16 protein-coding genes are annotated in these 20796 nt (G+C 64.5%); 7 read left to right on the top strand and 9 right to left on the bottom strand.

The features are described from left to right. Positions 1-99: 99 nt before the first annotated feature. Positions 100-1020, top strand: coding sequence for a LysR family transcriptional regulator (locus GCT19_RS00940; protein WP_018431676.1), 921 nt, complete (start codon positions 100-102; stop codon positions 1018-1020). 84 nt (positions 1021-1104) lie between these two features. Here the strand turns inward: GCT19_RS00940 and GCT19_RS00945 are convergent, their stop codons facing one another. The 4 genes from GCT19_RS00945 to GCT19_RS00960 form a co-directional block, all read right to left on the bottom strand. Continuing rightward, the gene (locus GCT19_RS00945) at positions 1105-2220 is read right to left on the bottom strand and encodes an ABC transporter ATP-binding protein (protein WP_018431677.1); all 1116 of its coding nucleotides are present in this window, start codon (positions 2218-2220) and stop codon (positions 1105-1107) included. Between the two features lie 125 nt (positions 2221-2345). Next, complete coding sequence (locus GCT19_RS00950; RefSeq protein WP_026227963.1) at positions 2346-3203, bottom strand: carbohydrate ABC transporter permease; 858 nt, start codon at positions 3201-3203, stop codon at positions 2346-2348. After that, complete coding sequence (locus GCT19_RS00955; RefSeq protein ID WP_321576730.1) at positions 3193-4131, bottom strand: carbohydrate ABC transporter permease; 939 nt, start codon at positions 4129-4131, stop codon at positions 3193-3195. Before GCT19_RS00955 ends, GCT19_RS00950 begins: the two co-directional genes overlap by 11 nt. A 217-nt stretch (positions 4132-4348) precedes the next feature. Then, complete coding sequence (locus tag GCT19_RS00960; protein ID WP_013088730.1) at positions 4349-5596, bottom strand: ABC transporter substrate-binding protein; 1248 nt, start codon at positions 5594-5596, stop codon at positions 4349-4351. 599 nt (positions 5597-6195) lie between these two features. Here GCT19_RS00960 and zwf point away from each other — a divergent pair. The 4 genes from zwf to GCT19_RS00980 all read left to right on the top strand — a co-directional run bounded on the left by zwf (position 6196) and on the right by GCT19_RS00980 (position 11544). Next, positions 6196-7659, top strand: a complete 1464-nt coding sequence (gene zwf / locus GCT19_RS00965; RefSeq protein ID WP_152850784.1) for a glucose-6-phosphate dehydrogenase — start codon at positions 6196-6198, stop codon at positions 7657-7659. Positions 7660-7853: 194 nt separating this feature from the next. Beyond that, complete coding sequence (gene pgl, locus GCT19_RS00970; RefSeq protein ID WP_026227964.1) at positions 7854-8570, top strand: 6-phosphogluconolactonase; 717 nt, start codon at positions 7854-7856, stop codon at positions 8568-8570. Next, positions 8548-10464: a bifunctional transcriptional regulator/glucokinase gene (locus GCT19_RS00975; RefSeq protein ID WP_013088727.1), complete on the top strand. Its 1917-nt coding sequence runs from the start codon at positions 8548-8550 to the stop codon at positions 10462-10464. The genes pgl and GCT19_RS00975 overlap by 23 nt, the downstream gene beginning before the upstream one ends. 153 nt (positions 10465-10617) lie before the next feature. Then, the gene (locus tag GCT19_RS00980; RefSeq protein ID WP_026227965.1) at positions 10618-11544 is read left to right on the top strand and encodes a bestrophin family protein; all 927 of its coding nucleotides are present in this window, start codon (positions 10618-10620) and stop codon (positions 11542-11544) included. A 31-nt stretch (positions 11545-11575) separates the two neighbouring features. Here GCT19_RS00980 and GCT19_RS00985 read toward each other — a convergent pair whose 3' ends face one another. From GCT19_RS00985 to apbC, 5 genes are all read right to left on the bottom strand, one after another. Then, positions 11576-12322, bottom strand: coding sequence for a lysozyme inhibitor LprI family protein (locus GCT19_RS00985; protein ID WP_026227966.1), 747 nt, complete (start codon positions 12320-12322; stop codon positions 11576-11578). A gap of 2 nt (positions 12323-12324) precedes the next feature. Further along, positions 12325-14610 (bottom strand): arginine/lysine/ornithine decarboxylase, encoded by a 2286-nt coding sequence (locus GCT19_RS00990; protein WP_018431685.1) that lies wholly within the window; start codon positions 14608-14610, stop codon positions 12325-12327. A gap of 90 nt (positions 14611-14700) precedes the next feature. Beyond that, complete coding sequence (gene dcd, locus GCT19_RS00995) at positions 14701-15270, bottom strand: dCTP deaminase (RefSeq protein WP_152850785.1); 570 nt, start codon at positions 15268-15270, stop codon at positions 14701-14703. A gap of 180 nt (positions 15271-15450) precedes the next feature. Next, on the bottom strand, positions 15451-15987 hold the full coding sequence (locus GCT19_RS01000; protein ID WP_018431686.1) for a superoxide dismutase family protein: 537 nt from the start codon (positions 15985-15987) through the stop codon (positions 15451-15453). Between the two features lie 130 nt (positions 15988-16117). Continuing rightward, positions 16118-17206, bottom strand: coding sequence for an iron-sulfur cluster carrier protein ApbC (gene apbC / locus GCT19_RS01005; protein ID WP_018431687.1), 1089 nt, complete (start codon positions 17204-17206; stop codon positions 16118-16120). Between the two features lie 337 nt (positions 17207-17543). Between apbC and GCT19_RS01010 the strand changes: the two genes are divergently transcribed. Together GCT19_RS01010 and metG are read left to right on the top strand one after the other, a co-directional pair. After that, entirely contained in the window at positions 17544-18197 is a 654-nt protein-coding gene (locus tag GCT19_RS01010; protein WP_013088720.1) for an OmpA family protein, read from the top strand. Positions 18198-18598: 401 nt separating this feature from the next. Continuing rightward, a complete protein-coding gene (gene metG / locus GCT19_RS01015) occupies positions 18599-20734 on the top strand; it encodes a methionine--tRNA ligase (protein WP_018431688.1) in 2136 nt (711 codons plus the stop codon). Positions 20735-20796 lie beyond the last annotated feature (62 nt).

The following is a 20796-nucleotide window of genomic DNA, read 5'->3' on the forward strand; positions in this document are numbered from 1 at the left end:
CGAGGCACGGCAGACAACCTGATTTCGTGGCTGTAGACTTCGTGTCGTGTCGCAAACCTGCCCCGCCCTTCTTTTGGCTCATCACCCACAAGGCACACCATGGACCGTTTCGAAGCGATGGAGATCTTCACGCGCGTGGTCGAAGCGAACAGCTTCACCAAGGTTTCGGAATCGCTCGATCTGCCGCGCGCGAAGGTCAGCCGCACGATCCAGGCGCTCGAGGAACACGTCGGCGTGCGGCTCCTGAACCGCTCGACGCGCCAGGTCAGCGTGACCGAAGACGGCGCGTCGTTCTACGAGCGCTGCGTGCGCATTCTGGCCGACGTCGCCGATGCCGAGTCGTCGCTATCGAACAAGCGCGAGAATCCGGCCGGCACGATCCGCGTCGACACGTCCGGCACGCTCGCGCGCTCGCTGCTGCTGCCCGCGCTCGACGACTTCTACGAACAATACCCCGCGATCGACGTGCGTCTCGGTCTGGCGGACCGCAACATCGATCTGATCCAGGACGGCGTCGATTGCGTGATCCGCATGGGCACGCCCGAAGAGTCGAGCCTCGTCGCGAAGCGCATCGGGCTTGCACGCATCGTCACATGTGCATCGCCCGCGTATCTGCGGAAGTTCGGCACGCCGACCACGCTGGCCGACCTCGGCGAGCATCGCGCGGTCAACTACGTGTCCGCGCGCAGCGGCCGTACCTTCCCGTTCGAATTCGAAGTGGACGGCGAAATCGAGCGCGTCGCGATGGATAGCACGCTCGCCGTCAACGACGGCTCGGTCTACATCACCGCGGGCGTGCTGGGCCACGGCATCATCCAGCCGTCGCGCTTCATGGTCGCCGAGCTGATCGAGCAAGGCGCGCTCACGGAGATCCTCGGCAACTACACGAGCCCCGGCACACCGCTGTCGATCCTCTATGCGCATCGCCGCAATCTGAGTTCGCGGCTGCGCGCGTTCATCGATTGGGTCGGCGAGCTCGCGCGCAGTAATCCTGATTTGCGTTTGCCAGAGTCGGCGTAACGGCTGCAAAAAAGCAAAAGCCCCACGCGCAACTGAACGCATGGGGCTCTTCTGAAGCGACGTCTCTAGCGCGTATACGACCGGTTACGCAATGCGCTCTTCATTCGCGGGATCGAACAACACCGCCTTCGACGTATCGAACAGCAGCGTCGCGTTCTTCTCCGGCTGCGGGTTCGACGCCGGGTGCACCCGGCTCACGATGCGCTTGCCGTTGACCTGCGCGAACACCAGCGTGTCCGGACCGGTCGGCTCGATCACATCGACCTTCACTTCGACCGGCTGCAGCTTCGAGTCGTCGCCGTGCGCGCTGCGCGCATCGGTGATGCGCTCCGGACGCAGACCGAGAATCACGTTGTTGCCGACGTGCGAGCGCACCTTCGCCGAATCGAACGGCAGCACCAGCACCTTGCGCCCGATGCCCGTATCGAGTTCGATGCCGACGCCCGAGCCCTGCTCGACCAGCTTGCCTTCGATGAAGTTCATCGGCGGCGCGCCGATGAAGCCCGCGACGAACAGGTTCGACGGCGAGTCGTAGATTTCCTGCGGCGCGCCGAACTGCTGGACGATGCCGTCCTTCATCACCGCGATGCGGTCGCCGAGCGTCATCGCTTCGATCTGGTCGTGCGTCACGTAGACGATCGTCGTGCCAAGGCGCTGATGCAGCAGCTTGATTTCCGAGCGCATTTCGATACGCAGCTTCGCGTCGAGGTTCGACAGCGGCTCGTCGAACAGGAACATCACCGGATCGCGCGCGAGCGCGCGGCCCATCGCGACGCGCTGACGCTGGCCGCCCGACAGCTGGCCCGGCTTGCGGTCGAGCAGATGCTTGATCTGCAGCGTGTTCGACACGCGCTCGACGATCTGCGTCTGCTCCTGCTTCGGCACCTTGCGGATGTTCAGGCCGAACGAGATGTTGTCGCGCACCGTCATCGACGGATACAGCGCGTACGACTGGAACACCATCGCGATGTCGCGATCTTTCGGCGACAGGTTGTTGACGGTCTTGCCGTCGATCTGGATCTCGCCCTTGGTCACGGTTTCGAGACCGGCAATCATGTTGAGCAGCGTCGATTTACCGCAGCCCGAGCCGCCGACCAGAATCAGGAACTGGCCGTCTTCGATGTCGATGTTGACACCCTTCAGAACCGGCACCCCGTTCGGGTAGGTCTTGTACACGTCACGGATGGAAAGGCTTGCCATGCTGTGAATCCTCTTGTCTCTGATACTGCCTGAAAACGTCTGTCTGACGGCGGCGCCCGATCAGTCGCGCTGATTCGCCGAAGCGCCGCCGCGCTCGCAGGGGTACGCCCCCCGGGTTAAGCTGGTTAGCCCTTCACCGCGCCCGCGGTCAGGCCGCGCACGAAGTAACGTCCGGCGATGATGTAGACGAGCAGCGTGGGCAGCGCCGCGATGATCGCGCCGGCCATGTCCACGTTGTATTCCTTCACGCCGGTCGAGGTGTTCACGAGATTGTTCAGCGCCACGGTGATCGGCATCGAATCGACGCCGGAGAACACGATACCGAACAGGAAGTCGTTCCAGATCTGCGTGAATTGCCAGATCAGGCACACCATGAAGATCGGCAGCGACACCGGCAGCAGGATCTTCGTGAAGATCGTGAAGAAACCCGCGCCGTCGATACGCGCAGCCTTCACGAGTTCAGCCGGCACGCTGACGTAGAAGTTGCGGAAGAACATCGTCGTGAACGCGATACCGTAGATCACGTGCACGAGCACGAGGCCGGTCGTCGTGTTCGACAGGCCGAGCATGCCTTCGAGGCGCGCCATCGGCAGCAGGATCGCCTGGAACGGAATGAAGCAGCCGACCAGCAGCATCGTGAAAATCGGATCGGCGCCGCGGAACCGCCAGTGCGTGAGCACGTAGCCGTTGAACGCGCCGATGATCGACGAGATCAGCACGGCAGGAATCACCATGCGCACCGAGTTCATGAAGAACGGCTGCATGCCGTCGCAACGCACGCCCGTACACGCGCCGCTCCACGCCTTGATCCATGGGGCGAAGCTCCAGCTCGTCGGCGGCGTCAGCAGGTTGCCGGTGCGCAGCTGGTCGATGTCCTTGAACGACGTCGACAGCATCACGTACAGCGGGAACAGGAAGTACACGGCGAACAGAACCAGGGCCGCGTAAATGACGGCACGGCTAATCGTCATCTTAGGCTGCATTGCGGGTGCTCCTCGATTCCAGGTACATCAGCGGCACGAGCACGGCCACCACGGTGGCGAGCATCATGATCGACGATGCCGCGCCGACGCCGAGCTGCCCGCGATTGAACGAAAACGTGTACATGAAGATGGCCGGCAGCGACGACGACGTGCCCGGACCGCCGGCGGTCAGCGCGACGACCAGGTCGAAGGTCTTGATGGTGATGTGGCAAAGAATCAGCAGCACGGAGAAGAACACCGGCCGCATGCTCGGAATCACGATCTTGCGGTAGATGGTCGGCAGGCCCGCGCCGTCCATCTGCGCGGCCTTGAAGATTTCACTGTCGACGCCGCGCAAACCGGCGAGGAACAGCGCCATCACGAAGCCGGTGGACTGCCAGACCGCCGCGATCACGATACAGAAGATCGCCCGGTCCGGGTCGCCGAGCCAGTTGAACTCGAAGCTCGTCCAGCCCCAGTCGTGAAACACCTTCTCGATGCCGATGCCCGGCGACAGAATCCATTGCCACGCGGTGCCGGTCACGATGAACGACAGCGCCATCGGATACAGGAACACGGCGCGCAGCGCGCCTTCGTTGCGGATCTGCTGATCGAGCAGGATCGCGAGCAACAGACCCAGACCGATGCAGATAGCGATGAACGGAATGCCGAACCAGCCGAGGTTCTCGGCCGAAGTCCAGAACACGTCGTTCTGGAACAGCTCGCGATAGCGGTCGAGACCCGCGAATTCCCAACGAGGCATCAGTCGCGAAGTAGACAGCGACAGATAGCCGGTGATTGCGATAAAGCCATACACGAAGATCAGGCTGATCACGACGCTGGGTGCGAGCACCAGCTTCGGAATATAGCGATCGGCAAGGGCCGCCATGGGCGACGTGCGGCGGGTGACGGTGGCCGTTTTCCCGTTCCCGCTGATGGAAGCAGTCACTACTCGACTCCTGCTGAAACTGTACCGCCGGGCTGCCCGTGCGCGCATGGCGCGGGACCGCGACGGCCTGGGTGTGACTCCATGAAACCCGGGTAAGCCGCGTTGTACCGGACTGCGCTGCGAACCAAAGCAGCTCGAGGTCCGACCCGACACGGCCCGAAGGGGGCGCCCGGCGCTTCAGATGGAAGCCGCCGGGCGCAACGCTTCGTACCTACGCTTACTTGGTTTTCGCCGCCTTCGCGAGAGCCTGAACCGCGGTCTTCGAATCTTGCTGCGAGTTCATGAACTTCGTGACGACGTCGGAGATCGCGCCTGCAGCGGCATCCGGCTGAGCCATGCCGTGAGCGAGCGACGGCACATAACCGCCGGCCTTGATCGCAATCTGCTCATCCGCGTACGACTTCTTCGCGCAGTCGTCGAACTTGTCCATCGGCACGCCGAGACGCACCGGGATCGAGCCCTTGTACAGGCTGAACTGCTCCTGGAACTCCGGCGACATGATCGTCTTCGCGAGGGAAAGCTGACCCGGCGTCGCGGCCTTCTGGCCCTTCTGCTGGAAGAACACGAACGAGTCGACGTTGAACGTGTAGGCCTTGTCCGTTTGCGGCACCACCGCGCAGATGTAGTCCGTGCCCGACTTCTTGCCGGCGTTGGTGAACTCGCCCTTCGCCCAGTCGCCCATGAACTGCATGCCGGCCTTGCCGTTGATGACCATCGCCGTGGCGAGGTTCCAGTCACGGCCCGTGCGGCCCGCGTCGAAGTAGCCCTGGATCTTGCGGACGGTGTCGAACACCTGAACCATCTTCTCCGAGGTCAGCGTCTTCTCGTCGAGGTCGACCAGCGCCTTCTTGTAGAAGTCCGCGCCTTCCGACAGCACCACGTCTTCCCACAGCGTCAGGTCTTGCCACGGCTGGCCGCCCATCGCGATCGGCTGGATGCCCGCGGCCTTCATCTTGTCGGCCACCGCGAAGAACTCAGGCCACGTAGTCGGCACCTTGCCGCCTGCCTTGTCCAGTGCTGCCTTGTTGATGTACAGCCAGTTCACGCGATGCACCGAGAACGGCGCGCCGACATAGTGGCCGTCCGCTTGCATGATCTTGTCGATTTGCGGCGGCAGGTTCTTCTTCCAGTCGCCCGCGACCGAGTCGATCGGCACCAGCACGCCCTGCGAAGCCCAGTCCTGGATCAGCGGACCCTTGATCTGCGCGGCGCTCGGCGCGTTGCCCGAGATCACCTGCGTCTTCAGTGCCGTCATCGCAGCCGCGCCAGCGCCGCCTGCGACCGCGAAGTCCTTCCACGTGTAGCCCTGCTTCGTCATGTCGTCCTTGAGGACGCCGACGGCCCTGGATTCGCCGCCCGAAGTCCACCAGTGCAGCACTTCGATCGACTCGGCGGCCTGCACGGCCGACACGCCACACATCAGACCCGCAGCGCACAGAGCGCCCATGATCGCGCGAAATTTCATTGCTTATCTCCTCCAGACACCTGAACAAAAAAACGAATGGCCCCTGATGTCGCCAGGGTGCTGTGGTTGGTTCAAACAGGCAAAACACCGGGCGATCGAGCATGGTCGGGCGCATGCGCGAGGGCATGTGCCGGCGGACCGATGTCCGGCCGCTGGACGCTCAAGAGGTGAGTGGTTCGGGATGCAACTGACTGTCTCCTCTTTTGATTTTTGCCTGCCCGCATCGCGCGGCAGACTCGAGGCACCTCATACACCAATCCGACGCCAGCCTGACGTCGGCCACGGGAACGACCCCGCAAGCCCGTCGACTCCCCGACTTCCCCTAAGGTCCGCCGGCACCCTGCTGGCGCGTACCGGAAAGCGTTGCCCCATTGTCCGTTAGCATGCCGGGGACGCCCGCCGATTCGCAAAAAGCGTGCATTTCGTCTGCACAGCGCACGCTTTTTTCTCCGAATTAACGCTACCTCTTGATTTGGATTGTAGTTAAACTACAATTCAGTGTCAAAAAATATTTTATCGGACTACGGTCGCTTTTCCGGGTCGCTGCACGTGCAGTGTCCGATCAGCGCGGCGGCCTTTCAGGATATCGACGGAGACTCATGCATACCGACTCAAGCTTCACCTTCGTTCTCTTCGGCGGCACCGGCGATCTGTCGATGCGCAAGATCCTGCCCGCGCTGTTCGAAGCACACCGCGCGGGCGGCATGCTTGCCGACGACGGCAAGATCGTCGCGGTCGCGCGGCACATCGCGGATCGCGGCGAGTACCTGCAGTGGGTCGACGAGCACGTCAAGCCGCATGTGTCGAAAAACGGCCTCGACGAAGCCGCGTGGACGAGCTTCCTCGCGCGCATCGAGTTCGTGAAGATCGATCTCGGCAATCCGGATGACTTCGCGCAACTGCGCGACGCGATCCAGGACATGCCCGGCATCCGCGTGTTCTATCTGGCGACCGGTCCGTCGCTGTTCGTGCCGATCTGCCATGCGCTCGCCGCGGTGGGTCTGAACCACAACGCGCGCATCGTGCTCGAGAAGCCGCTCGGCTACGATCTGAAATCGTCGAATGCGATCAATGACGCGGTCGGCGAAATTTTCGCGGAAGAGCAGATCTACCGGATCGACCACTACCTCGGCAAGGAGCCGGTGCAGAACCTGCTCGCGCTGCGCTTCGGCAATGCGCTGTTCGAGCCGCTGTGGCGCCGCGAGTGGGTCGAGAGCATCCAGATCACGATCGCCGAGGAACTCGGTGTCGAAGCGCGCGGCGATTTCTACGACAATACTGGCGCGCTGCGCGACATGGTGCAGAACCACCTGCTGCAACTGCTGTCGATCGTCGCGATGGAGCCGCCCCACTCGATGGACTCCGACTCGGTTCGCGACGAAAAGCTGCGCGTGCTGCGCGCGCTAAAACCGGTCGATTCGCAGGACATCGGCAAGGTCGCGGTGCGCGGCCAGTATCATTCGGGCGTGATCCGCGGCAACACGGTGCCGGCCTACGCGACCGAGCACGGCGTGAAGCCGGATAGCTCGACCGAGACCTTCGTCGCGCTGAAGGTCGAGATAGAGAACTGGCGCTGGGCCGGCGTGCCGTTTTTCCTGCGCACCGGCAAGCGGCTCGCCGATCGCGTCGCCGAGATCGTCGTGAATTTCCGCGCGGTGCCGCATTCGGCGCTTGGCGCGTCGGCGCTGCGCGCGGGCGCGAACCGCCTCGTGATCCGTCTGCAGCCGAACGAGACGATTCGGCTGTACTGTCTCGCGAAGCAGCCCGGCGAGGGGATGAACCTCGCGAGCGTGTACCTCGATCTCGCGTTCGACCGGTTCTTCCGCGAAGGCCAGATGGAGGCGTATCAGCGGCTGCTGCTCGACGTGATTCACGGGCGCCTCGCGCTGTTCGTGCGGCGCGACGAACAGGAAGCCGCATGGCGCTGGGTCGAGCCGATCCTGAACGATTGGAAGGCCTCGACCAAACCGCCCAAGCCGTACGCGGCGGGCACGTGGGGACCGGCCGCGGCGAGCGCGATGCTCGCCCAGCACGGCACCTGCTGGCTCGAAGAAGAGAATTGAGTTTGATGAATTGACGGACGGCGCCGCGCGCGATGAACATCTCGGCGCGCGGCGCCGGCAACACCACCGACGAACTGAACGGAGTCGCGCCGGTATCGCGTCAGGCGTCTGCGGGCCACCCCGCCTTGCAGGCATCGCGCGACAGCAGTCAGGCTGATTCCGCAGATCCAACAAGAATGCAGCACGGAGGAGAAGTGATCGAGCTTCACGCTTTCGACGACCAACGCGCCCAATCCGACGCGCTGGCGAAAGCGGTGGGCGATGCGTTACATGCGTCGCTTGCCGCACAGGCGGCCGGCACCGGCACGTCAACCCCGCTCGCGCGCCCGGCCATGCTGGCCGTGTCCGGCGGCAGCAGCCCGCGTCCGTTCCTGCAAACGTTGTCGACGCAGACGTTCGACTGGCCCCGCATCGCGATCACGCTGGTCGACGACCGCTGGGTGCCGGAGACCGATAGCGCGAGCAACGCGCAGCTCGCGCGCGCCACGTTGCTGCAAAACGCCGCGCAACACGCGACCTTCTGGCCGCTCGTCGACACCAGCCAGGATCTGCACTCGCACGTCGCCGCGCTGAACGCGGACGCGCGCTTCGCCACCGCGCCCGATGTCGCGGTGCTGGGCATGGGCGAAGACGGCCACACCGCGTCGATCTTCGCCGACGCGCCCGAATGGGATCACGCGATCACCACGACCGAGCGTTTCGTCGCCGTGCATCCGGGCGCGGCGCCGCACGCGCGCGTGAGCTGGTCGCTGTCCGCGCTGAAGGACGTCAAGCACCTGTTTCTGCTGATCGCAGGACCGCGCAAGATGGACGTGCTCAACGCCGCATCCGCTGCGCTACAAAAAAATGCCATCTCGCAACTGGCAAACGACAAGGGAGTGAGACTCGATGTCTACTGGTGTGCAAACTAAAGCTGTGCCGGGCGCGGCCCAGCACGCCGATGGACCGAGGCTGCTGGCCGACATCGGCGGTACCAATGCGCGTTTCGCGCTCGAGACGGGCCCCGGCGAAATCGGCTCGGTGCAGGTCTATCCCTGCGCCGAGTATCCGAGCGTCGCCGATGTCATCAAGAAGTACCTGAAGGACACGAAGATCGGCCGCGTCAATCACGCGGCGATCGCAATTGCGAACCCGGTCGACGGCGACCAGGTCAGCATGACCAATCACGACTGGACCTTTTCGATCGAAGCGACGCGCCGCACGCTCGGCTTCGACACGCTGCTCGTCGTCAACGACTTCACCGCGCTCGCGATGGCGCTGCCCGGCCTCACCGACACGCAGCGCGTGCAGGTCGGCGGCGGCCAGCGCCGGCCCAACAGCGTGATCGGCCTGCTCGGCCCCGGCACCGGCATGGGCGTGTCGGGCCTGATCCCCGCCGACGACCGCTGGATCGCGCTCGGCAGCGAAGGCGGCCACGCCACCTTCGCGCCCGCCGACGAGCGCGAAGAGATCGTGCTGCACTACGCGCGCAAGAAGTGGTCGCACGTGTCGTTCGAACGGGTGGCCGCGGGTCCGGGCCTCGAGGTGATCTATCGCGCGCTCGCGGGCCGCGACAAGAAACGCGTGCCGGCCAGCGTCAACCCGGCCGATGTGGTCAAGCGCGCGCACGAAGGCGAGCCGCTCGCGGCCGAATCGGTCGACGTGTTCTGCGGCATTCTCGGCACCTTCGCCGGCAACATCGCGGTGACGCTCGGCGCGCTCGGCGGCATCTATATCGGCGGCGGTGTCGTGCCGCGTCTCGGCGAGTTGTTCGCGCGTTCGTCGTTCCGCCAGCGCTTCGAGGCGAAGGGCCGCTTCGAGGCGTATCTGCAGAATGTGCCGACCTATGTGATCACCGCCGAATACCCGGCGTTCCTCGGCGTATCGGCGATTCTCGCGGAGCAGCTGTCGAACCGCGCGGGCGGCAGCTCGTCGGCGGTGTTCGAGCGGATTCGCCAGATGCGCGACGCGCTGACGCCGGCCGAGCGCCGCGTCGCCGATCTCGCGCTGAACCATCCGCGTTCGATCATCAACGATCCGATCGTCGACATCGCGCGCAAGGCCGACGTCAGTCAGCCGACCGTGATCCGCTTCTGCCGCTCGCTCGGCTGCCAGGGGTTGTCGGATTTCAAGCTGAAGCTCGCGACCGGTTTGACCGGCACGATTCCGGTCAGCCACAGCCAGGTGCATCTCGGGGACACCGCGACCGACTTCGGCGCGAAGGTGCTCGACAACACCGTGTCGGCGATCCTGCAGTTGCGCGAGCATCTGAACTTCGAGCACGTGGAACGCGCGATCGACCTGCTGAACGGAGCACGGCGCATCGAGTTCTACGGGCTCGGCAATTCGAACATCGTCGCGCAGGACGCGCACTACAAGTTCTTCCGTTTCGGTATTCCGACCATCGCATACGGTGACCTGTACATGCAGGCAGCCTCGGCCGCGCTGCTCGGCAAGGGCGACGTGATTGTCGCGGTGTCGAAGTCGGGGCGCGCGCCCGAGCTGCTGCGCGTGCTCGACGTCGCGATGCAGGCCGGCGCGCAGGTGATCGCGATCACGTCGAGCAACACGCCGCTCGCGAAGCGCGCGACGGTCGCGCTGGAAACCGATCACATCGAGATTCGCGAGTCGCAGCTGTCGATGATCTCGCGCATCCTGCACCTCGTGATGATCGACATTCTGGCGGTCGGCGTGGCGATTCGCCGCGCGGTGCCGAGCGACGAAGTGGCCGAAACCGTCGAGAAAGCGCGCGAAGGCGCCGACGACGACGCGACGGCCGTACTCGACTGGCTGAGCCACGGCGCGGCTTCGTCGGCGCGCGACTGAGGTTAAGTTAGCCGCTGTCCCGCTCCGCTCGCGGTAAACGAACCCGCGGCGTGTGCATCGTCCGTGATGTGCACGCCGCGGGTTTTTCTGTTCGGGCCACACGAAAAGCAATCGATAATAGGCGCTCTATCGCTTCAGACGAACCGCGCGTCCATGATCATTCGCCCGCATCTCCACTGGTTCCGCATGCTGCTCGCGTGGCGCGGCTCGGTGCTGCCGCAGTTGCTGCCGCGGCTCTTCCTGATCTTCGTCATCTCGATCATTGCGCTCGCCGCGCACGATCATCTGCTGCCTGTCAGCCTGAACCTGAACTCGATTGCGCCGTTCTCGCTGGTCGGCATTGCGCTCGCGGTGTTTCTCGGCTTTCGCAACAACGCGAGCTACGACCGCTGGTGGGAGGCGCGCAAGCTGTGGGGGCAATTGCTCAACGAGTCGCGCTCGCTGACGCGCCAGGCGCTGACGCTGCCGTCGCGCGAGTTGCCCAAAGAGGAAGCCGCCGCGTTTCTGGCGATATTGAGCGCGCTCCCGCATGCGCTGCGTCATCAGTTGCGCAAGACCGAAGCCCGCGACGACCTTGCCGCGCGGCTGCCCGGCGCACTGTTCGAGCGGGTGATGGGATCACGCTACAAGCCCGCCGCGCTGATGCTGTGCCTCGGCGAATGGGTGCAGCGCGCGGCACGCGCGGGCAGCCTCGATCCGATGTCGGTGCTCGCGTTCGACCGCAATCTGAACGGACTATCGGACGTGATCGGCGGCTGCGAGCGCATCGCTTCGACGCCGTTGCCGTTCGCGTATTCTGTGATGATCCACCGCACCGTGTACTTCTTCTGCGCGTCGCTGCCGTTCGGGCTCGTCAACAGCATCGGCATTTTCACGCCGGTGTTCGCGGTGTTCGTCGCGTACACGTTCATGGCGCACGAAGCGATCGCGTCGCAGCTCGAAGAACCGTTCGGCACCGACGACAACGACCTCGCGCTCAACACGATGTCCGCGATCATCGAGGATGCGATGCGCGATCTGCGCGGCGAGCCGGCGCTCGCGGCGCCGCAGCCGCGCGCAGACGGTGTTCAATGGGATTGAAGCTGCGGCAGGTCGCGCCGCTCGGGGGCCGTCAGTGGTTGCCGGCCGTTTCGGAGAGCCGTTTGATCGTCGCGACGCGCGCGCCGATGATGTCGATACGTCCGCGCTCGTCGACGAGCGGCGTCGATGCGGTCAGATACGCATTCCACGCGCGTTGTGCGTGCACCAGCGTCGGCCGCGACTTCGCCGGCATCTTCGATTCGAGCACACGGTAGTAGCGGTTCAGATCGAACATCGCGTGTTCGCAACGCGCATCGGCGTTGCACGCGCGCGGCCGGCGCGGCGCCGGACCGCTCGCATCGGCGAGTGCGCTGCGCAGCACGAGCGCACGGTCGCGCACCGGCTGCAGCTGCATGTCGGCTTCGGAAAGCACGTACATCGAACCCTGGGTCGTCGCGAAGACGGCGGCGAGCAGCTGCTTCTCGGCATCGCGCGACGCGAGCCAGCTCGACTGGCTCTTCTCCCACAGCCTGCGCCGCGCCGGCGGCACCTTCGCGAGCAACTGCTGGTACGCGTTATCGACCGCGGCCATCCAGCCGATGCGCGCATTGTCCATGCATTGCACCTGCCCGATGGTCGTCGACATGTCGGCGCGCGCGAGACACGTGCGCATCGCCGCATCGATCGGATCGGCGGCGGCGACCTCGGCACGCGCCGCCGGACTCGCGACGGCGCCGAGCACCAGTGTGCCGGCCGCGAGCGCGAAGGCCAGCACGCCGGCCCCGCGCCGCCAACGCCCGATAGCGGGCAGCCCCGTCAGCAACTTCACCCACCCCATCGTCAGATGCGCACGCAATCGACGAAATATTCGATGCGCCCGTTGACCATTTCGCCGACGAGCCCGTGGATATCCGTATGGAAGCCCGGGAAGCGCTCGTTGAACTCGCGCGCGAAACGCAGATAGTTGACGATGGTCTTGTTGAAGCGCTCGCCCGGAATCAGCAGCGGAATGCCCGGCGGATACGGCGTCAACAGGATCGACGTGACACGGCCTTCGAGCTCGTCGATCGGTACCCGGTCGATCTCGCGGTGCGCGAGCTTCGCGAATGCGTCGGACGGCTTCATCGCCGGCTCCATGCTCGACAGGTACATCTCGGTCGTCAGACGCGCGATGTCGTTCGCGCGATACACGCCGTGGATCTGCTGACACAGATCGCGCAGGCCGACACGCTCGTACATCGGATGATGCGCGACGAACTCGGGCAGCACACGCCACAGCGGCTGGTTGGTGTCGTAGTCGTCCTTGAACTGCTGCAGCTCGGTCACCATCGAGTTCCAGCGGCCCTTCGTGATGCCGATCGTGAACATGATGAAGAACGAATAGAGGCCCGTCTTCTCGACGATGATGCCGTGCTCGGCCAGGTACTTCGTGACGATCGCCGCGGGAATGCCGGTGTCGTCGAAGCCGCCATCCATGTTCAGACCCGGCGTGACGATCGTCGCCTTGATCGGGTCGAGCATGTTGAAGCCTTCGGCGAGCGGGCCGAAGCCGTGCCACGCGTCGTCCGGGCGCAGCATCCAGTCTTCGCGCGAGCCGATGCCTTCCTCGGCGAACTGGTCCGGGCCCCACACCTTGAAGAACCAGTCGTCGCCGTATTCGGTGTCGACCTTGGTCATCGCGCGGCGGAAGTCGAGCGCTTCAGCGATCGACTCTTCGACGAGCGCGGTGCCGCCCGGCGCTTCCATCATCGCCGCGGCCACGTCGCACGACGCGATGATCGCGTACTGCGGGCTCGTCGACGTATGCATCAGATAGGCCTCGTTGAAGCGATGCTTGTCGAAGCGGCTGTTCTTCGAATCCTGCACGACGATCTGCGACGCCTGCGAGATGCCGGCGAGCAGCTTGTGCGTGGAGTGCGTCGCGTAGATCATCGCGCCGATGCGCGGACGGCCCGCGCCGATCGCGTGCATGTCCTGGTAGAACTCGTGGAACTCCGCGTGCGGCAGCCACGCTTCGTCGAAGTGCAGCGTGTCGAGCCATTCGCCCAACATCTCCTTGATCATCTCGACGTTGTAGACGACGCCGTCGTACGTGCTTTGCGTGATCGTCAGGATGCGCGGCTTCAGGTTCGGGTTCTTCGCGAGCGCTTCGCGCGCGAACGGGTTCGCCTCGATCTTCTTGCGGATGTTCTCCGGTTCGAACTCGCTGCGCGGGATCGGACCGATGATGCCGAAGTTGTTGCGGGTCGGCGTCAGGAACACCGGGATCGCGCCGGTCATCGTGATCGCGTGCAGGATCGACTTGTGGCAGTTGCGGTCGACCAGCACGATGTCGCCCGGCGCAACCGTGCCGTGCCAGACGATCTTGTTCGACGTGGAGGTGCCGTTGGTCACGAAGAACACGTGATCGGCGCTGAAGATGCGCGCGGCGTTGCGCTCCGAGGCCGCGACCGGGCCGGTGTGATCGAGCAACTGGCCGAGTTCGTCGACCGCGTTGCAGACGTCGGCGCGCAGCATGTTTTCGCCGAAGAACTGGTGGAACATCTGGCCGAGCGGGCTCTTCAGGAACGCGACGCCGCCCGAGTGGCCCGGGCAGTGCCACGAGTACGAACCCTCTTCCGCGTACTGCACCAGTTCCTTGAAGAACGGCGGTGCGAGCGAATCCAGGTACACCTTCGCCTCGCGGATGATATGGCGCGCGACGAATTCCGGCGTGTCCTCGAACATGTGGATGAAGCCGTGCAGTTCGCGCAGGATGTCGTTCGGCAGATGGCGCGAGGTGCGCGTCTCGCCGTACAGGAAGATCGGGATGTCGGCGTTGCGGCGGCGCACTTCGGTCACGAACGCGCGCAGCGCGACGATCGCGGCCGCGAGCTCGGGTGTCTCGCCTTCGACGACCACGTTGTCGACGTACGGCAGCAGTTCGTCGTCGTCGATCGACAGGATGAAGCACGACGCGCGGCTCGACTGCTGCGCGAACGAGGTCAGATCGCCGTAGCTCGTCAACCCGAGCACTTCCGCGCCTTCTTTCTCGATGGCTTCGGCCAAAGCCCGGATGCCGGAACCGGAGATGTTCTCGGAGCGGAAATCTTCGTCGATGATGACGACGGGGAAACGGAACTTCATGGGCGATTCTCCAAAAAGAAAACGACCGCTGCGTTACGTAGAAAGCGCAGCGGTCACCCGAATAACTGGTGGGTCGAGACGCTGCCGACGTCAGGTCTTCGGCAACGTGACGCCGTGCTGACCTTGATACTTGCCGCCGCGATCCGAGTACGACGTTTCACAAATCTCGTCGCTTTCGAAAAACAGCACCTGGGCGACGCCTTCGTTCGCGTAGATTTTCGCAGGCAAAGGTGTCGTATTCGAGAATTCGAGCGTGACGTGCCCTTCCCATTCCGGCTCGAACGGCGTCACGTTGACGATGATCCCGCAGCGCGCGTACGTCGATTTGCCGAGGCACACCGTGAGGACGCTGCGCGGGATGCGGAAGTACTCGACCGTGCGCGCGAGCGCGAACGAGTTCGGCGGGATGATGCAGACGTCGCCCTTGAAATCAACGAACGACTTCTCGTCGAAGTTCTTCGGATCGACGATCGTCGAGTTGATGTTGGTGAAGATCTTGAATTCGTCGGCGCAGCGAATGTCGTAGCCGTAGCTCGAGGTGCCGTAGCTGACAATCTTCCGGCCGTCTTGTGAGACGCGAACCTGATCGGGCGCAAACGGCTCGATCATCTTGTGCGACTCGGCCATGCGCCGGATCCACTTGTCAGATTTGATGGTCATAGGTGAACGCTGCTCGACGTGAATGTCAGGTGTGACGGAAAGATAGATGAAAACTGCCGGCGGCGCTGCGGCGCTCAGCCGGCGAAGGCCGCTTATTTTACGCGATCACGGAATCGCTGCCGCCGATGGCGTCATGCGCGCCACCGAGCTGTGGCCTGGCAGTGAAAGCGCGCTCGCCGTTCACTGCTGGCGGATCACGCCGCAGGCGATGGCCGTGCCAGCGCCATGCTGAGGGTACGCGTAGGGATCGGTCGCGTCGCGGTGCAGCAAGACCGCGCGCTGCAGCACCGAGCGGATGCCGTCGAGCGCAACGTCCGGCGCGACGATGAAGCCGGTGGCCACGCCGTTCGCGTCCGCATGGATATTGCCGAGATCGCCCTCGACGCGCGCGCCGGCCTTGAGCCGTTCGGCCGCCGGCGAAAACACCGGACCGGCGCTGGAGCCGTCGGCGGCGTTGCAGTCGCCGCGCTCGTGCACCTGCAGCGCGTGGTCGCTATTGGGCGGCAAGCCGGTGAGATTGTAGGTGACCTGGACGCCGTCCGAGCGCTCGATAAAGGTCACGAGACCGTGTGCCTGATTGCCCACGGTGGGCAGCAATTGCGCGTCGGCGCGCTTTTCCTGTGGTCTCAGGAAGACGCCACAGCCGCTCAACAGCACACAGCCGGCGGTCAGAACGATGAACGCATGTACCGCGTGCCCGTCGATTCGTTTTCCCATGCGATCCTCTTGTCGGCCTGGCGGCCGCCCCTGCGGCCGCCGAGCCGAACTCGTGAAGTCGACATGATACCGCGAGAGCTCGTGAAAACAGGGATCGAGATCGCCCCTAATCCCTTGCCCGAACGGCCGCTCAGGTGTTTTGCACGACGATGTTCGGAAACTTCGAGCTCATGTCGCGCGCGCGTTCGGCGATATGCACCGCGACCTTGCGCGCGATCGAACGATAGATCTCCGCGATGCGCCCGTTCGGGTCCGCGGCGACCGTCGGATGGCCCGAGTCGGCCTGCTCGCGGATCGTGATGTCGAGCGGCAGGCTGCCGAGCACGTCGACGCCATATTCCTTGCTCATGCGCTCCGCGCCACCGGCGCCGAAGATGTGCTCCTCGTGGCCGCAATTCGAGCAGATGTGCAGACCCATGTTCTCGACGATGCCGAGGATCGGGATGCCGACCTTCTCGAACATCTTGAGGCCCTTCTTCGCGTCGAGCAGCGCGATGTCCTGCGGCGTCGTGACGATCACGGCGCCCGTGACCGGCACGCGCTGCGCGAGCGTCAGCTGGATGTCGCCGGTACCGGGCGGCATGTCGACGATCAGGTAGTCGAGTTCGTGCCAGTTGGTCTGGCGCAGCAGCTGTTCGAGCGCCGAGGTCGCCATCGGGCCACGCCATACCATCGGGTTGTCCGCCTCGATCAGGAAGCCGATCGAGTTGGCCTGCACGCCGTGGCCGGTCATCGGGTTCATCGATTTGTCGTCGGGCGATTCGGGGCGGCCCTCGATGCCGAGCATGGTGGGCAGCGACGGGCCGTAGATGTCGGCGTCGAGAATGCCGACCGACGCGCCCTCGCTCGCCAGCGCGAGCGCGAGATTCACGGCGGTCGTGCTCTTGCCGACGCCGCCCTTGCCCGACGCAACCGCGACGATGTTCTTCACGCCGGGCAGCAGTTTCACGCCGCGCTGCACCGTGTGCGCGGCGATCTGCTGCGAAATTTCGACGCGCACGTTTGCGACGCCCGGCACCGCGCGCAGCGCATCGCCGAACTGCTGGCGGATCGCGTCGAACTGGCTTTTCGCCGGATAGCCGAGCGTGACCTGAAGGCTGACCGCGTCGCCCTCCACAACCACGTTGCGGATGCTCTTCGCGGCCGCGTACGGCGCGCCCGTGTTGGGGTCAGTGACGGCCGCGACGGCGGCGTCGACCAAAGCCCGATCGATACTCATTGATACTCCGTGGGGAAGAGGTGCGGCGTGGCGAAGTGGACGAATCGACCACGCGGCGGAATTTGCAAGAAATTGTTATGCGGCATTGCGAAAATCTTACGTGCCGGGCACCCTTCGGGGCACGCGGGACGCCGTAGGGACGCATCGCTGCGTGTTCAGGCATATTGTAGTGTCTGACGGCACAAGGTGCCCGAAGACCCTGCTTCGCTGTCGGACCGCGCGAAGCAAGGCGCAGGAATCGTTCCTGACTTTCTGAGTGGTCGCTGCGTTGCCGTAATGTTCGCTGCATAGACTGACCGCTACCCGCTGGTTTATTCGCACCCGAAAGGAACCCAAGATGAATGCAAGAATCATGACTCGCGTGGCCGTATTGGCCGTGGCAGGCTCACTGGTGGCAGGCTGCGCGACCCAACAGGGCACCAACACAGCAGTCGGCACGGGCGTGGGCGCCGGTGCCGGAGCCGCGCTCGGCGCGATCTTCGGCGGCGGCAAGGGCGCGGCGATCGGCGCGGCCACCGGTGCTGCAGTGGGCGGCATCACCGGCTACAACTGGGACAACATCCGCAACCGCATGTCGGGCGCGACCAAGGGCACCGGCACGCAGATCACCGAGCAGCCGGACGGTTCGCTGAAGCTGAACATCCCGAGTTCGGTCACGTTCGACACCAGCAGCTACGCGATCAAGCCGACGTTTGCGCCGGTGCTCGATCAGCTCGCCCAGACACTGCAGCAGAATCCGGAAGTCGTCGCGTCGGTCGTCGGCCATACGGACAACACCGGCTCGCTGCAATACAACCAGACGCTGTCGGTCAACCGCGCGCAGAGCGTGACCGGCTACCTGACGCAACGCGGTATCGCACCGCAGCGCCTGTCGGCCACCGGCATGGGCCCGAACCAGCCGATCGCCGACAACAACACCGAAGCCGGCCGTGCGGCGAACCGCCGCGTCGAAATCTATCTGCGCGCCACCGCCCAGCACGCGACGCAATAAGGGCAAGTCCCAAGGAGAAGCCGCCGCCGGGCCGGCCGGGCGTTTCAGCAGCAAGAGCCCGGCTGGCGGACGGGACAGGCCGTCGGACAGGTTTGTCGCTGAATCGAAAAAAATTTCGAACTCTACGGAAAATCCGCGGTCTGTCTTTACGGTACGTGACTGGCGAAGCCGTCACGTCACCATTCTCCTCTTGTCGTTGTTGCTCCGGGGTTTATCGACCCCGGTTTTTTTTGCCCGCGCGGTTTTGCATCCCGCTTCGCGAGACGTCGCTTCCCTCTTTCGGCCATCGCTCGCGACCATCCCCTCTGCTCCGCTCGTCCAGCCCGCCGCGCCCGGCCCGCGTGCGGCGTGCGCCCTGCTAAAATCACCGTTTCGTCCCACCGCAGGCACCCCCGATCCTTATGTCAGCACCCGCCACCGACCTTTCCGCAGGCGCGCCGTCCGGCCGCCGTCAGATTCTCGTCACGTCGGCCCTTCCGTATGCGAACGGGCAGATTCATATCGGCCATCTGGTCGAATATATCCAGACGGACATCTGGGTCCGGGCGCTGCGAATGCACGGCCATGAGGTCTACTACGTCGGCGCCGACGATACACACGGCACGCCGGTCATGCTGCGCGCGGAAAAAGAAGGCCTGACGCCGAAACAGCTGATCGATCGCGTGTGGCTGGAGCACAAGCGCGACTTCGACAGCTTCGGCATTTCGTTCGACAACTACTACTCGACCGATTCCGACGAAAACCGTGTGCTCAGCGAAAACGTCTACCTCGCGCTGAAGGAAGCGGGGCTGATCGACGCACGCGAGATCGAACAGGCCTACGACCCGGTCAAGGAAATGTTCCTGCCGGACCGCTTCATCAAGGGCGAGTGCCCGAAATGCGGCGCCAAAGACCAATACGGCGACAGCTGTGAAGTCTGCGGCTCGACCTATCAGCCCACCGAGCTCGTCAATCCGTACTCGGTCGTCTCCGGCGCGACGCCGATTCGCAAGACTTCGACGCACTACTTCTTCCGCCTGTCCGATCCGCGCTGCGAGAGCTTCCTGCGTGAATGGGTCGGCGGCCTCGCGCAGCCGGAAGCCACCAACAAGATGCGCGAATGGCTAGGCGACGCCGGCGAAGCCAAGCTCGCCGACTGGGACATCTCGCGCGACGCGCCGTACTTCGGCTTCGAGATTCCGGGCGCACCCGGCAAATATTTCTACGTGTGGCTGGACGCACCGGTCGGTTACTACGCGAGCTTCAAGAACCTCGCCGAAAAGCGCGGCCTCGACTTCGACGCGTGGGTTCGCAAGGGGTCGACCGCCGAGCAGTACCACTTCATCGGCAAGGACATCCTGTATTTCCACACGCTGTTCTGGCCCGCCATGCTCGAATTCTCGGGCCATCGCACGCCGACCAACGTGTTCGCGCACGGCTTTCTGACCGTCGACGGCGCGAAGATGTCGAAGTCGCGCGGCACCTTCATCACCGCGCAAAGCGTGATCGACACCGGCCTGAATCCGGAATGGCTGCGCTACTACTTCGCGGCCAAGCTGAACAGCACGATGGAAGACCTCGACCTGAACCTCGACGACTTCCAGGCGCGCGTGAACAGCGATCTGGTCGGCAAGTACGTGAACATCGCCAGCCGCGCGGCCGGCTTCCTGATCAAGCGCTTCGACGGCCGTGTGCAGGACAGCGCGATGCACCATCCGCTGCTCGGCACGCTGCGCGCCGCGCTGCCGCAGATCGCCGCGCACTACGAGGCACGCGAGTACAGCCGCGCGCTGCGTCAAACCATGGAACTCGCCGACGCGGTCAACGCCTACGTCGATACCGCGAAGCCGTGGGATCAGGCGAAAGACCCGGCCAACGCGGTCGCGCTGCACGAGACCTGCAGCGTCAGCATCGAGGCGTTCCGTCTGCTGTCGCTCGCGCTGAAGCCGGTGCTGCCGAAGCTCGCCGAAGCGGTCGAGGCGTTCCTCGGCATCGAGCCGCTCGTGTGGGCCGACGCCACCGCGCCGCTCAGCTCGGCGCGCCCGATCAACGCGTACAAGCATCTGATGACGCGCGTCGACCCGAAGCAGATCGAGGCGCTGCTCGCGGCCAATCGCGAGTCGCTGCAGGCCACGCCGGAGGCGGCGGCGGCCGACGCGAAGGCTAAGGCGAAGGCCCACTCCAAGGCCGCCGCCGCCGCGAAGGAAGAAGAGTCCGGCATCATCTCGATCGACGACTTCGCGAAAGTCGATCTGCGCATCGCGAAGATCGTCGACTGCAAGGCCGTGGAAGGCTCGGACAAGCTGCTGCAACTGACGCTCGACGTCGGCGAGGAGAAGACCCGCAACGTGTTCTCGGGCATCAAGTCCGCGTATCAGCCCGAGCAGCTGATCGGCAAGCTGACCGTGATGGTCGCGAACCTCGCGCCGCGCAAGATGAAGTTCGGCATGTCCGAAGGCATGGTGCTGGCGGCTTCGGCGGCGGACGAGAAGGCCGAACCGGGCCTCTACGTGCTCGAACCGCATAGCGGCGCAAAGCCCGGCATGCGCGTGAAGTAACGCGAGGCGCGTTCGGGCGCCCCACCCCACCTCGCAGCAGGCAGGTAGGACAAAAACGGCAC

The organism is Paraburkholderia atlantica (assembly GCF_009362785.1).
Lineage (GTDB): Bacteria > Pseudomonadota > Gammaproteobacteria > Burkholderiales > Burkholderiaceae > Paraburkholderia > Paraburkholderia atlantica.

Coding starts and splice junctions, on each gene's coding strand:
- GCT19_RS00940 (WP_018431676.1), top strand. CDS start 100: ATGGACCGTTTCGAAGCGATGGAGATCTTCACGCGCGTGGTCGAAGCG.
- GCT19_RS00945 (WP_018431677.1), bottom strand. CDS start 2,220: ATGGCAAGCCTTTCCATCCGTGACGTGTACAAGACCTACCCGAACGGG.
- GCT19_RS00950 (WP_026227963.1), bottom strand. CDS start 3,203: ATGCAGCCTAAGATGACGATTAGCCGTGCCGTCATTTACGCGGCCCTG.
- GCT19_RS00960 (WP_013088730.1), bottom strand. CDS start 5,596: ATGAAATTTCGCGCGATCATGGGCGCTCTGTGCGCTGCGGGTCTGATG.
- zwf (WP_152850784.1), top strand. CDS start 6,196: ATGCATACCGACTCAAGCTTCACCTTCGTTCTCTTCGGCGGCACCGGC.
- GCT19_RS00975 (WP_013088727.1), top strand. CDS start 8,548: ATGTCTACTGGTGTGCAAACTAAAGCTGTGCCGGGCGCGGCCCAGCAC.
- GCT19_RS00980 (WP_026227965.1), top strand. CDS start 10,618: ATGATCATTCGCCCGCATCTCCACTGGTTCCGCATGCTGCTCGCGTGG.
- GCT19_RS00985 (WP_026227966.1), bottom strand. CDS start 12,322: ATGGGGTGGGTGAAGTTGCTGACGGGGCTGCCCGCTATCGGGCGTTGG.
- GCT19_RS00990 (WP_018431685.1), bottom strand. CDS start 14,610: ATGAAGTTCCGTTTCCCCGTCGTCATCATCGACGAAGATTTCCGCTCC.
- dcd (WP_152850785.1), bottom strand. CDS start 15,270: ATGACCATCAAATCTGACAAGTGGATCCGGCGCATGGCCGAGTCGCAC.
- GCT19_RS01000 (WP_018431686.1), bottom strand. CDS start 15,987: ATGGGAAAACGAATCGACGGGCACGCGGTACATGCGTTCATCGTTCTG.
- apbC (WP_018431687.1), bottom strand. CDS start 17,206: ATGAGTATCGATCGGGCTTTGGTCGACGCCGCCGTCGCGGCCGTCACT.
- GCT19_RS01010 (WP_013088720.1), top strand. CDS start 17,544: ATGAATGCAAGAATCATGACTCGCGTGGCCGTATTGGCCGTGGCAGGC.
- metG (WP_018431688.1), top strand. CDS start 18,599: ATGTCAGCACCCGCCACCGACCTTTCCGCAGGCGCGCCGTCCGGCCGC.